At 70.8% G+C, this 12,153-nt stretch carries 11 protein-coding genes; 10 read left to right on the forward strand and 1 reads right to left on the reverse strand.

The window, feature by feature from the left end:
• The first annotated feature begins 99 nt into the window (after positions 1-99).
• From C2865_RS09900 to C2865_RS09910, 3 genes are read left to right on the forward strand one after another with little or no spacing between them, the layout of a single operon-like run.
• Positions 100-2,403 carry a sensor histidine kinase gene (locus C2865_RS09900; RefSeq protein WP_106398058.1) on the forward strand — a complete coding sequence of 768 codons (2,304 nt, stop codon included), beginning with the start codon at positions 100-102 and terminating at the stop codon, positions 2,401-2,403.
• A complete protein-coding gene (locus C2865_RS09905) occupies positions 2,400-2,819 on the forward strand; it encodes a roadblock/LC7 domain-containing protein (protein ID WP_106398059.1) in 420 nt (139 codons plus the stop codon). The genes C2865_RS09900 and C2865_RS09905 overlap by 4 nt, the downstream gene beginning before the upstream one ends.
• A complete protein-coding gene (locus tag C2865_RS09910) occupies positions 2,806-3,180 on the forward strand; it encodes a DUF742 domain-containing protein (protein ID WP_106398060.1) in 375 nt (124 codons plus the stop codon). The genes C2865_RS09905 and C2865_RS09910 overlap by 14 nt, the downstream gene beginning before the upstream one ends.
• A 24-nt stretch (positions 3,181-3,204) precedes the next feature.
• Here the strand turns inward: C2865_RS09910 and C2865_RS09915 are convergent, their stop codons facing one another.
• Positions 3,205-4,230 carry a polyprenyl synthetase family protein gene (locus tag C2865_RS09915; protein WP_198653127.1) on the reverse strand — a complete coding sequence of 342 codons (1,026 nt, stop codon included), beginning with the start codon at positions 4,228-4,230 and terminating at the stop codon, positions 3,205-3,207.
• A gap of 334 nt (positions 4,231-4,564) precedes the next feature.
• Between C2865_RS09915 and C2865_RS09920 the strand changes: the two genes are divergently transcribed.
• The 7 genes from C2865_RS09920 to C2865_RS09945 all read left to right on the forward strand — a co-directional run bounded on the left by C2865_RS09920 (position 4,565) and on the right by C2865_RS09945 (position 12,152).
• On the forward strand, positions 4,565-5,923 hold the full coding sequence (locus C2865_RS09920) for a cytochrome P450 (RefSeq protein WP_332873347.1): 1,359 nt from the start codon (positions 4,565-4,567) through the stop codon (positions 5,921-5,923).
• Between the two features lie 24 nt (positions 5,924-5,947).
• The gene (locus tag C2865_RS39070) at positions 5,948-6,784 is read left to right on the forward strand and encodes a terpene synthase family protein (protein WP_157963646.1); all 837 of its coding nucleotides are present in this window, start codon (positions 5,948-5,950) and stop codon (positions 6,782-6,784) included.
• Complete coding sequence (locus C2865_RS09925) at positions 6,781-8,268, forward strand: prenyltransferase/squalene oxidase repeat-containing protein (protein WP_198653128.1); 1,488 nt, start codon at positions 6,781-6,783, stop codon at positions 8,266-8,268. Before C2865_RS39070 ends, C2865_RS09925 begins: the two co-directional genes overlap by 4 nt.
• Positions 8,269-8,511: 243 nt before the next feature.
• Positions 8,512-10,788 carry a nitrate- and nitrite sensing domain-containing protein gene (locus tag C2865_RS09930; RefSeq protein WP_232835485.1) on the forward strand — a complete coding sequence of 759 codons (2,277 nt, stop codon included), beginning with the start codon at positions 8,512-8,514 and terminating at the stop codon, positions 10,786-10,788.
• Positions 10,788-11,195, forward strand: coding sequence for a roadblock/LC7 domain-containing protein (locus C2865_RS09935; protein WP_198653129.1), 408 nt, complete (start codon positions 10,788-10,790; stop codon positions 11,193-11,195). The genes C2865_RS09930 and C2865_RS09935 overlap by 1 nt, the downstream gene beginning before the upstream one ends.
• Positions 11,192-11,581 carry a DUF742 domain-containing protein gene (locus tag C2865_RS09940; protein WP_232835486.1) on the forward strand — a complete coding sequence of 130 codons (390 nt, stop codon included), beginning with the start codon at positions 11,192-11,194 and terminating at the stop codon, positions 11,579-11,581. Before C2865_RS09935 ends, C2865_RS09940 begins: the two co-directional genes overlap by 4 nt.
• Positions 11,562-12,152 carry a GTP-binding protein gene (locus tag C2865_RS09945; protein WP_106398065.1) on the forward strand — a complete coding sequence of 197 codons (591 nt, stop codon included), beginning with the start codon at positions 11,562-11,564 and terminating at the stop codon, positions 12,150-12,152. The genes C2865_RS09940 and C2865_RS09945 overlap by 20 nt, the downstream gene beginning before the upstream one ends.
• The last annotated feature ends 1 nt before the right edge of the window (position 12,153 follow it).

Below are 12,153 nucleotides of genomic sequence, written 5' to 3' on the forward strand. Positions count from 1 at the left end.
TTGTTGAGTTTGAGGCAGGTTGACCTGCGATGCGCCTGAAGTGCAACATGAGCTTTCCGAACGACGGGTGACGGCTATAACAGGATTGCGCAGGTTGCCATGGCTCTGCTCAAGCCCCGGATGCGCAGCATCCGGGCCCGGATCGCCCTGCTGCTGATCATCCCGCTGCTCTCGCTCGTGGGCCTGTGGGGTTTCGCGCTCTCCCTCACCTTCCCCGACGCCCGGGGCAAGTTCCGGATCGACACCGCGTACGAGGGTATCGGCCTGTCCGCGGCGTCCCTGATGGGGACACTGCAGTACGAGCGGAAGCTGAGCGCCGTCCACGTCGCGAGCGAGCAGGGCACCGACGGCCAGCTCTACCAGCAGCTCGTCATGGTGCGCGGCGAGGTGGACAAGCACCTGAACTCCTACCGCGAGAAGGCGCTCACCGAGGAGATGCGCGACGCGGTCGGCGAGCGGACCTCGAGGCTCATCGACGACTTCAGCACCCGGCTCGACGGCCTCACCGAGCTGCGCGGGAACGTCGACAACCGGAAGATCGACGCCGCCGCGGTCGCCGCCGCCTACACCCAGTCGATCGGCGCCTCGCTCGGCGTCTTCGAATCGCTGGTCCTGGCCGACGACGTCGAGCTCTACCGCAAGAGCGACGCGCTCATCTCCTACACCTACGCCCGCGAGTTCGTCATGCAGGAGGACACCATGGTCAGCGCCGCCCTCGCGGGCGACGGACGGCTGACCAAGGACCAGTTCCGGACCTTCGCCATCCTCGTGGCCGGGCAGCAGCAGATGACCCGGATGTCGCGGGAGAACCTGGGGGCGGAGGTGGCGCCCCTCATGGCCGAGGTCGTCAACTCCCCCCACTACGCGACCCTCGGCCAGCTGGAGAGGGCGGTCCAGGGGGCGGCCGACGGCGACTCCGGACGGCTGCCCGCCTCGCTCGCGCAGCAGTGGCCGGGCACGGTCGAGCAGCTCCTCAAGCTGTGGGAGACCAACGTCAACAAGGCCGGCGCGATCCTCAAGGGCGACGCCGAGCCGATCGGCGACCGGGTCATCTGGCGGCTGTCCGTCGCGGCCGGCGCCGGGCTCCTGGCGGTCGCCGTGTCCATCGCGCTGTCCGTGACGCTCGTCCGCGGCCTCACCAGGGAGATCGGGCAGCTGCAGAACGCCGCGCGGGAGCTGGCCGAGCAGCGGCTGCCCTGGGTCGTCGGCAGGCTGCGGCGCGGCGAGACCGTCGACGTGGCCAGGGAGGTGCCGCCGCTGGACATCGGCGCCCGCACCACCGAGGTCGCCCGGGTGGCCGACGCGTTCAACCGGGTGCAGAACACCGCCATGCAGACCGCGGTCGGCGAGGCGCACCTGCGCAAGGGCATCAGCCGCGTCTTCCTCAACCTGGCCTGGCGCAGCCAGTCGCTGCTGCACCGGCAGCTGCGCATGCTGGACGCGCTGGAGCGCAAGGCGCCCGACCCCGACACCCTCAACGACCTGTTCCAGCTCGACCACCTCACCACCCGCATGCGGCGGCACGCCGAGGGCCTCATCATCCTGTCGGGCTCCGCGCCCGGCCGCTCCTGGAGCAAGCCGGTGCACATGTCGGACGTGCTGCGCGGCGCGGTCGCCGAGGTCGAGGACTACACGCGGGTCGAGGCGGTGTCGGCCTCCCCGGTGGCGCTCACCGGAGCCGCCGTCACCGACGTCATCCACCTGCTGGCCGAGCTCATCGAGAACGCCACCGCCTACTCCCCGCCGCCCACCGAGGTGCTGGTGCACGGCGAGGTCGTGGGCAACGGGTTCGCCGTGGAGATCGTCGACCGCGGCGTGGGCCTCACCCCGGCGGAGTTCGCCGAGCTCAACGAGCGCCTGGCCAAGGCGCCCGAGTTCGACCTGGCCGACACCGACCGGCTCGGCCTGTTCGTGGTCTCGCGGCTGGCGGCACGGCACGGCATCAAGGTGACGCTGCAGCCGTCGGCGTACGGAGGGGTCAGCGCGGTCGTGGTGATGCCGCACTCGCTGATCGTGCCGGAGTCGGCGATCGGGGACGAGCAGCCCTCGATCGAGGCGCGCCGCCCCACGTCGACGCCGGCGGAATCCGGTCCCTGGCCGGTGCCGCCGCCCTCTCCCGCCGCGCCCCCGAAGCGGTCCCCCGCCCCCGTCCCCACGAGCCTCGCCCCGGCGGGCACGGCGTCGAGCGTCGTCCCGCCGCGCGAGGAAGGCGGGCTGCCCCGGCGCGTCAGGCAGAACAGCCTGGCCCCGCAGCTGCGCCAAGGCCCCTTGTCGGCGCCTCCGGCCGAGCACCCCGAGCCGGACGATCGCGACCCCGAGATCAGCCGTGACCTGTTCAGTTCGCTGCAGGCGGGCTGGCAGCGGGCCCGGAACGAGAACGACGAGGACGGATACGGATCATGAGCAACACCCGTGCGGCAACCGAACTGAGCTGGCTGCTGGACGACCTGGTCAACCGGGTCGGCGAAGTGCGCAAGGCCATCGTCCTGTCCCGGGACGGGCTGGTGATGGGCAGCTCCCAGGCGGTGAGCCGGGAGGAGGGCGACCACCTGGCGGCCCTGGCCTCCGGGCTGCACAGCCTGGCCGGGGGGACCCGGGTGCACTTCGGCGAGGGCGAGGTCCGGCAGACGATCGTCGAGCTGGACACCGGCCTGTTCTTCGTGGCCGCGGCCGGCAGCGGGAGCTGCCTGGCGGTGCTGAGCGAGGCCGGCGCGAACGCGGGACTGGTCGCATACGAGATGTCGATGCTGGTCAAGCGGGTGCGCAGGCTGCTCTCGGCGGCGCCGAGGCAGCCGGGAGCCGGCGATGGGCAGATTTGACGAGCGCTGGGTCGATGACGAGGCGGGACCGATAGTCCGGTCCTACGCGGTGGTCCGGGGCCGTACCCGGCCCCGGGGCATCGCGCTCGATCTGGTGACGCTGCTGTGCGCGACCGGGAGGGAGCCGCCGCACGACAGGCGGCTCTCCCGGGAGGAGTCGCACCTGCTGGCCCTGTGCTGGCAGCCGGCGGCGGTCGCGGACCTGGCGTCGGACCTCGACCTGCCGCTGGGCGTGGTGAAGGTGCTCGCCGGAGAGCTCTGCCATCTGGACCTGCTGGAGGTGCGCAAGCCCGGCCGCCGCATGGTGCAGGCCGACCAGGCGCTCCTCCAGCGGGTCCTGGAGGACCTCAAGGCGCTCTGAGGCCCTCCGTCCCTTTCGGACGCGCTAGACGCGCCGCGCGACCACGTACCGGGCCAGTGCCGCCAGATCGTCGCGGCGGGGCCCGCCGATCTCCTCGATGATCGCCAGCGCCGCCGCCGTCTCCCGCTCGGCCGTCTGCTCGGCGTACGCCCTGCCCCCGGCCCGTTCGATCAGCAGTGCCGCCCTGAGCGCCTCGTCCTCCTTCGCCGGACGCGCCTCCAGCAGCCGCACCAGCTCCTCGTCCCCCGACCGCAGCGCCGCGACGACCGGCAGGCTCTTCTTCCCCCGGCGCAGGTCGTTGTGGACGGCCTTGCCGGTGACCTCGGGCTCGCCCCAGATGCCCAGCAGATCGTCCACCGCCTGGAACGCCAGCCCCAGATGGCGGCCCATCCGGTCCATCCTCTCCGCGCCCTCGCGGTCGCCGCCGCCCAGCAGCCACCCGACCGACGCCGCGCATCCCAGCAGCGACCCGGTCTTGCCGACGGCCATCGCGCGGTACTCCTCCACGGTCACCGCGCCGGGACCGCTCCAGGGCCGGCCCTCGAAATCGGTGTCGGCCGCCTGCCCGTTGACGAGCTCCACCAGCACGGACGTCAGCCGGAGCAACGCGGCGGTGTTGCCGCTTTGGGCGAGGGTGTCCAGAGCCAGGGCCAGCAGCCCGTCCCCGGCCAGGACCGCGGGCCCGATGCCGTAGGCCTTCCACGCGGTCTGCCGGTGCCGACGCAGCTCGTCGCCGTCCATGATGTCGTCGTGCACCAGCGAGAAGGCGTGGACGAACTCCACGGCCGCCGCGCCCGGTGCGGCGTCCTCGGCGCGACCGCCGGCGGAGGCGGCCGCCAGTCCGGCCAGCGCGGGCCGGACGCCCTTGCCCCCGGTGCCCGTCCGGGGGCGGCCGCCGTCCGTCGGCCAGCCGAGGGTGAATCCGGAGATCAGCCGGGGAACGGGATGCAGCCGCTCCACGGCCTCCTGCATGGCCGGACGCATCCACCGCCTCGTCTCGTCCAGCGTCCCCGTGACCCCGTCCGGCGGGGCGAGCGCACTCGGCATCATCGGCAGCCCTTTCCACTACAACAGATCTTCGCGTCAACTCTGGCAAAGAAATACCGCGGGGTAGGCCATTCATGTTTCATTCGCGTAAGCATCCTCCGATGACCGGCCGATCACGGAGGGTTATTTCGAGAAAGGTTTGTCGCAGATAGTTATGCGTTTATTACCCAGCGTATCCATGTGCCATGCGTCACAATGGCTTGTCTGTTGTGTCGGCTTCGTACACTCTTGATCTGTAAAGTGGATCATGGAAGACTTGCAAGTTGTCGGATTTGTCTGATCTGATCCAGGTTCGGGTGTTCCCTGGATGAAACTGGTGAGAAGAGGCGTCGGACCGATGGCCCTGAGTACTCCCGCGAGGTCGGCTGTAAAGGCGCGCAGTCTGCCTATTTACCGAGACATTCCGAGCCTTCTTCGAGACCCGTTGAACTCATTCGCGGAATGGGGCCGCCAGGCGGACGGCGAGATCGTCCGCCTTGACGCAAAGGTCTGCAGGCCGTATCTGATCACCGCGCCGGACCATGTCCAGCACATCCTGCGGGGCAACCAGGCCAACTACGCCCGCGGCGGCATCTTCTACTCTCCGCTGAAGGACCTGTTCGGTGACGGCATCCTCGGCGCGGACGACGGCCAGACCTGGGTCCACAGCCGCCGGATCATGCAGCCGATGTTCACGGCGCGGCACATCAAGCTCATCCAGTCGCGGATCGCGGGCTTCGTCAAAGAGGGGCTGGACGCGCTGGAGGAGCCGGCCCGCACGGGCACCCCGGTGGACGTCGAGGACCTGATGGCCTCCATCGTGACCAAGGCCGTCGTCGGCCTCATCTTCGGCCAGCGGATCGGTCGCGAGCAGGCGGACGAACTGACCGCGGCGACCAACACCCTCATCCCGTCCATGATCCCCCGGGTGGTCACCCCGTTCCTGCCCGAATGGGTCCCCCGGCCCAAGGACCGCGTGTTCGCCGAGGCCATCAGGGTCTTCGACAAGCACATGTACGAGGTGGCGGCGGCCGAGCCGCAGGAGGGCGACGACGACCTGCTCACCCTGTTCCTGGGAGCCCCCGGCCCGGACGGCGGCCCGCCCTCGCCCAAGTGGCTGCGTGACAACTTCTCCGGGGTCTACGGCGCGGCGAGCGAGAGCACGGTCTCGGCGATGGTCTGGCTGATGCCGATCCTGGCCCGGCACCCGGAGGTCTACGCGAAGCTGACCGCCGAGATCGACGAGGTCATCGGGGCCGACGAGATGAGCCCCGAGCACCTTCCCCGCCTGGTCTACACCAAGCAGGTCATCGACGAGCTCCTGCGCTACATGCCGGTGGGCTGGCTGTTCAGCCGGGTCGCGGTGGACGAGGACGTGATCGACGGGGTGCGCATCCCCCGGGGCGCCGACATCCTGATCAGCCCGTTCATCAGCCACCGGAGCGAGAAGTACTGGGACCGGCCCCTGGAGTTCGACCCCGAGCGGTTCGCCCCGGGCGCGCCGGCCCCGAACCGGTACTCCTACTTCCCCTTCGGGGCCGGCGGCCACCTGTGCATCGGCAACCACCTCTTCGCGACGGAGGCGCTGCTGCTGCTGGCGGGGCTGTTCAGCAGGTTCCGCCTGGTGAACGTGACGCCGACCGAACCCACGCGGGTGGTGGGGGCCACCATCAAGCCGCTGGAGAAGGTCGAGATGGTCGTGCGGCCCGCCCGCTGAGCCCGAACGACACGAGGACATGTGGTGAACGACCTGCTCAACGCCCGGAGCTGCGGAGCGGCGGCGGCCGTCGGAGGCCAGTCGCAACGCCGGATGCGCGCCTGGGCGCAGAAGTACCCCGGCCTCTACGACAAGCCGGAGTTCGACCCGGCGCTGTTCGGCACGCTGGCCCAGGCGGCTGCCTTCAGCGGCCCCTGGTACGACGCCGACCAGCTCACCGCGGCCAACAAGACCTGCCTGTGGGCGTTCGGGCTGGACTGGCTCGTGGACTACCAGGCGCAGAGCGAGGAGGAGGTCGGCGCGCTGCTGGCCCGGGTGGCCTCGGTGGCCGACGGGGCGGAGCCGGAGGACGAGCTCACCGCCTTCCTCGCCGAACTCCGCGACGACCTTCCGCCGGATCCCGCCCTGCGCACGATCTGGCGGGAGGAGCTCCAGGACATGCTCGACGGGATGGCGCTGGAGTGGCGCTGGAAGAGCCGCGGGCCGCGCCCCTCCCTCGAGGAGTACCTGGACAACGCCGACAACCTCGGATTCGCCTTCGTCTTCTTCGCGCACTGGATCGCCAACGGCGCGTCCGGTGAGCCCGCGGAGGTCCGCAAGGCCAGCCGGGCCGTCCAGCAGGTGATCCGGCTGCTCAACGATCTGGGCACCTACGAGCGCGACCTGCAGTGGGGCGACCTCAACGCGCTGCTGCTGGGGGTGGACCGGCCGGCCGTCGAGCGGAAGGTCGCCGAGCTGTCCGCGGAGGCGGTGCGGCTGCTGGAGCCGCTCCCGCCGGAGCACGGCGGCTACATGCGCCGGCAGATGGAGTTCTGCAGCGGTTTCTACGGTGTCACCGACTACTGGGGTGTCGAATTTTGATCCGCGATGTCGACCGCCGGGCCCAGGAACTGGTGGACGGGCTGCTCGCCGAGCCCTGGGGCCAGGTCTCGCCGTCGGTATACGAGACCGGGCGGCTGGTGGCCTTCACCCCCTGGCTGGCCGGGCACGCCGAACGGGTCGCCTTCCTGCTGCGCACGCAGCGGCCCGACGGAGGCTGGGGACCGGACGGTGAACCGGGCTACCTCCTGGTGCCCTCGCTCAGCGCGATCGACGCGCTGCTGGCCGAGGGATCGGCCGAGGCGGCGGCCGCCGCCCACCGCGGCCTGGACCGGATGCGCCCGCTGCTGGCCGCGCCGCCGCAGCTCCCGGACACCCCGGCGATCGAACTGATATCGGCCTCGCTGATCCGTTCGATCGACTCCCGTCTGCCCGGGGCGCTGCCGGCGCCCGCGGCGCTCGACGACGGCACCCTGGACCTGGTCATGGCCGCCGCGAAGCAGGGCGGGCCGCTGCCGCAGAAGATGTGGCACGCGCTCGAGATCATCGGTCCCGCCGCGGCCGGGCTGCCCGGGGTCCCGGTGGAGAACATGGGCGGGGTGGGCGCGGCGCCCGCCGCGACCGCCGCCTGGCTGGGCGGGACGGAGCCCCCGCCGTCCGATCCCTCCCGGCGCTTCCTGGAGACCGCCGCCCGCCAGCACGGCGGTCCGGTGGCCTGCGGACTGCCGATCACCGTCTTCGAACGGTCCTGGGTGCTGACCCTGCTGAGCAGGGCGGGGCTGGCCTTCGACCCCCACCCGGAGCTGCTGCTGAGCCTGTCCGCGCCGCTGGGCCCGGACGGCGTGGCCACCGGTCCCGGACTGCCCCCGGACGCCGACACCACCTCCGCGGTCCTCTACGCCCTGACGCTGCTGGGCAGGCGCGTGGCGCCCGACCCGCTCACCGGGTACGAGACGGAGACCAACTTCCGCACGTGGCCCGGTGGCGAGCAGGGGCGTTCGGTGACCACCAACGCCCACGTGCTGGAGGTGTTCGGCCAGCACGCGCGGCTGGAGCCCGGTGCCGGGCACGAGGCCACCGCGGCCAAGGTCGCGGCCTGGCTGCGGGAGGTGCAGCGGGCCGACGGCTCCTGGACGGACCGCTGGCACGCCTCGCCCTACTACGCGACGATGGCGACGGCCCTGGCCCTGGCGGAGTTCGGGGGCGAGGAGTCGGCGGACTCGGTCCGTGCGGCCCTGCGCTGGGTGCGCGACACCCAGCGCCCTGACGGCTCCTGGGGCGTGTGGGGCGGAACCGCGGAGGAGAGCGCCTACGCCCTGCACGTCCTGCTGCTCGCCGGCGATCCGGAGGACGCGGTCGAGCAGGTGCGGGCGGGAGCCGGCTTCCTGGCGGGCGCCGCGGACGACGAGCCGCCGGCGCTCTGGCACGACAAGGACCTGTACCTCCCCGTCGCGATCGTCCGGGCCGCTGTGCTGGCCGCCTCCCACCTCGCTCAGGTGCAGCTCGGCGGCACACTGGTCACTTAGGATTATCCTTATACTCCGGAACGCATTGTTTTTGCGGAGGCTGGGGAGATGTAGGAATCTTGCCGGTATTTTGGTGGGTTGTTCGCTAGGTTGCTATCGTTCTCCCGTCTGTTGACGGCGGTTCTGCCAGAGATGTCCGGAACCGCTTGATACGGCACTGTTAACGGCACGTTGCTAGAGTTCAACGGCCTTCTTGTCTATTGATGCGATGGAGCGGCTGTAATGCGCCTCCGCAATTCCAGTGTGCGGACCAAAATCACGGCCCTGCTGCTCTCGCTGACCGCGTTGTGGGTTTTCGCCGCCTGGGTCACGCTCCGCGAGGGTGTGAACCTCCTATGGGTCAACCAGCTCGACAAGGGGATCGCCCAGCCGGGAGACGTCCTCATCGTCGACCTCCAGAAGGAGCGCCTGCTGTCCATGGTGCTCGCCGGCGACCGGACGCAGGCGAACGCCGACGCCCTGCGCGACCAGCGGACGAGCACCGACCGCAAGAGGGCGGCCTACCTGCGGGACGCCCGTTCGACCATGACGAAGCTGGCCGCGGACGACGCCCTGGAGGAGCTGCTCGCGCAGTCCTTCACGGCGCTCGAGGACCTGGACAAGGCCCGCGCCTGGTTCGACGCCCCCGACGGCAGGTCGCCCGACTGGGCCCGTTCGCTCTACACCGAGGCGATCGGCTCGATGGGCCTGGTGTACGAGGGCCTGGCGACCCTCGACGACGACGACTTCGCCGCCAGGACCCGGACCCTGGTCGAGCTCAACCAGTACAACGAGCTGTTCTCCCAGGAGGACGCGCTGGTCTCCGGAGTGCTGGTCGCAGGGCGCTTCACCAACGCCTCCTACGCCGACTTCCACCGGTTGCTCGGCGTCCAGCGCCACGCGAGGGCCGAAGTGCTCGAGAGGCTCGCCGAGTTCGCCCCGGAAACGGTCGAGAGGCACGAGAAGAGCGAGTCCCTGGCCACGGTGACGGCCCTGGAGGACCGCCTGCTGGCGATGATGGGCAACAACCATCGCAAGCCCATCCAGACGGTCTCCTTCGCCGCTTGGAACAACGCCACCACCGCCTGGCTGGCGGAGTCGCAGGACATCACGTGGGACGCCGGCGACCAGCTCGTCGAGGCCGCCACCCCGATCGCGACGGGAGTCATCATCCGGCTGGCGCTGGCCGGCGGTCTGGGCTTCCTCTCCGTCGTCGCCTCGGTGATCCTGTCCGTCACCACCGCCCGCCACCTGGTGCGGCAGCTGGAACGCTTGAAGGACGCCGCGCACGAGCTGTCGGACGTGCGGCTGCCGAACGTCGTGGAGCGGCTCGGCCACGGCGAGCAGGTGGACGTCGAGGCCGAGGCGCCGCCGCTGGAGTTCGGCGACGACGACATCGGCAAGGTGGGCCAGGCGTTCAACGCGGTGCAGAAGACCGCGATCCGCACCGCGGTCGAGCAGGCCGAGCTGCGGCGCGGCATCCGCGACATCCTGCTGAGCCTCGCGCGGCGCTCCCAGGCGCTGGTGCACCGGCAGCTGACGCTGCTGGACCAGATGGAGCGCCGGGAGATCGACACCGAGGAGCTGGAGGACCTGTTCCGGCTCGACCACCTGGCGACCCGGATGCGGCGCAACGCCGAGAACCTCATCATCCTCTCCGGCGCGACCCCGGCCCGCGGCTGGCGCCGGCCCGTCCCCATGGTCGACGTGGTCCGCTCGGCCGTCGCCGAGGTCGAGGACTACACCCGGGTGACCGTCATGCCGATCGACGAGGTCCACCTCGTCGGCCGTGCCGTCGCCGACATCGCCCACCTCCTGGCGGAGCTGATCGAGAACGCGGTGTCGTTCTCGCCGCCGTACACCTACGCGCAGATCTCCGGCCACATGGTGGCCTCCGGCTACGCCCTGGAGATCGAGGACCGCGGCCTGGGCATGTCGGACGAGAACCTCGCCGCCATCAACAGGAAGATCGCCGACCCGCCGGAGTTCAACCTCTCCAGCTCGGTGCAGCTCGGCCTCTACGTGGTCGGCAAGCTCGCCGAGCGGTACGGCGTGCAGGTGACGCTCAAGCGTTCGCCCTACAAGGGAACGACCGCGGTGGTCATCATCCCGCGGGAACTGCTGGAGGAAGGAGAGTCCGGCGCGCCGTCGCAGCAGTCTCTGACGGTCGTCGGGGCGACCATGCCGGAAGTCACCGACTCGACGGACCCCCGGAGCGGGGAGCGCTTCACGCCCGTCCTGGTCCCGTCACCACCCGAAGAAACGCCGACCGCCCCGGCCTCCGCGCCGCTGCCGGTGCGGGAGAACCCGTCCACGGCCGGACCGGCCTCCGAGGAGACCGAGCTCACGCCCTCGGGCCTGCCGGTCCGCGTTCCCCAGGCCAGCCTCGCCCCGCCGCTGCGGGACGAGCCGGTCGGCGAGGACGAGCCGGCCGGTGAGGATCCCGGCCGTTCGCCCGAGGAGATCCGCAGGATCGTGGGAGCCTTCCAGAGCGGCACCCTGCGCGGCAGGGCAGCCTCCGTCGAGAGTGAGACCGAGTGATGCAGAAGACAGGAGCAGGCGCCGACCTGGCGTGGTTGCTCGATGACCTGGTCAAGCGGGTCAACGAGGCGGAACACGCGATCGTGCTGTCCGCGGACGGTCTGCTGATGGCGCAGTCGCAGGGCATCGGCAGGGACGACGCCGAGCACCTCTCGGCGGTCGCCGCGGGCATCCAGAGCCTCGCCAAGGGCGCGGGCGAGCGGTTCGGCGGCGGCGCCGTCCGCCAGACCATCATCGAGATGCGGTCGGCCTTCCTGCTGGTCACCGTCGCCGGGCAGGGCGCCTGCCTGGCGGTGCTCAGCAGCGAGGACGCCGACGTCGGCCTCATCGCCTACGAGATGGCCATGATGGTCACCAAGCTGGGCCACCATCTCTCCACCCCGGCACGGGTGACGGAGTCGGCGTGACCTACCCGCCTCAGGAACCTGAGAACGAGCGCTGGCTGGACGAGAGCGCCGGCCCGTTGGTCAGGCCGTACGTGATGACGAGCGGCCGGCTCCAGCCGGTCCGCGGCGAGTTCGACCTGATCACCCTGGTGGAGGCGACGGGCCCGGCTCCGTCGGTGGCGATCGGCCTGGGCCCCGAGCACCTGGCGATCATCCGCCTCTGCCAGACGCTGATGTCGGTGGCCGAGATCACCGCGCATCTGGACCTGCCGACCGGCACGGTGCGGGTGCTGCTGGGAGACCTGCTCGACAAGGGCCTCGTCACCGTCCAGGAACCCCAACCGGAGATCGACATGCAGGACCTCAGGATGTACCAGGCGGTGATCGATGGCCTCCGCGCCCTCTAGCGCCGCCGGGACGCGCCGCCGGATGCCCACCGCGATCAAGATCCTGGTGGCGGGCGGGTTCGGCGCGGGCAAGACGACCCTGGTCGGGGCGGTCTCGGAGACCGAGCCGCTGCGCACCGAGGAGGTGCTCACCGACCGGGGGGTGGGCGTCGACGACATCGAGGGCGTGGAGACCAAGCGGACCACCACGGTGGCGATGGACTTCGGCCGGATCACCTTCGGCGACGAGTTCGTCCTCTACCTGTTCGGCACCCCCGGCCAGGAGCGCTTCTGGTTCATGTGGGACGAGGTGGCGCTCGGCGCGCTCGGCGCGGTGGTGCTGGCCGACACCCGGCGGCTGGCCGACTGCTTCCCGGCGATCGACTACTTCGAGCGCCGCGGCACCCCGTTCATCGTGGCGGTCAACTGCTTCGAGGGGGCGCAGCGGTACGAGGCGGACGAGGTCAAGCAGGCGCTGCAGATCGGTCCGGGCATCCCGGTGCTGCTGTGCGACGCCCGCAGGAAGGAGTCCTCCAAGGAGGTGCTCATCACCCTGGTGCAGCACGCCATGAAGATGAGGGCGGCCCGCTAGG

The organism is Actinocorallia populi (genome assembly GCF_002995495.1).
Taxonomy (GTDB): domain Bacteria; phylum Actinomycetota; class Actinomycetes; order Streptosporangiales; family Streptosporangiaceae; genus Actinocorallia; species Actinocorallia populi.

Bases quoted from the DNA above. Each gene is read 5' to 3' on its own strand.
- C2865_RS09900 (WP_106398058.1), top strand. From the start codon at position 100: ATGGCTCTGCTCAAGCCCCGGATGCGCAGCATCCGGGCCCGGATCGCC.
- C2865_RS09905 (WP_106398059.1), top strand. From the start codon at position 2,400: ATGAGCAACACCCGTGCGGCAACCGAACTGAGCTGGCTGCTGGACGAC.
- C2865_RS09910 (WP_106398060.1), top strand. From the start codon at position 2,806: ATGGGCAGATTTGACGAGCGCTGGGTCGATGACGAGGCGGGACCGATA.
- C2865_RS09915 (WP_198653127.1), bottom strand. From the start codon at position 4,230: ATGATGCCGAGTGCGCTCGCCCCGCCGGACGGGGTCACGGGGACGCTG.
- C2865_RS09920 (WP_332873347.1), top strand. From the start codon at position 4,565: ATGGCCCTGAGTACTCCCGCGAGGTCGGCTGTAAAGGCGCGCAGTCTG.
- C2865_RS09935 (WP_198653129.1), top strand. From the start codon at position 10,788: ATGCAGAAGACAGGAGCAGGCGCCGACCTGGCGTGGTTGCTCGATGAC.
- C2865_RS09945 (WP_106398065.1), top strand. From the start codon at position 11,562: ATGGCCTCCGCGCCCTCTAGCGCCGCCGGGACGCGCCGCCGGATGCCC.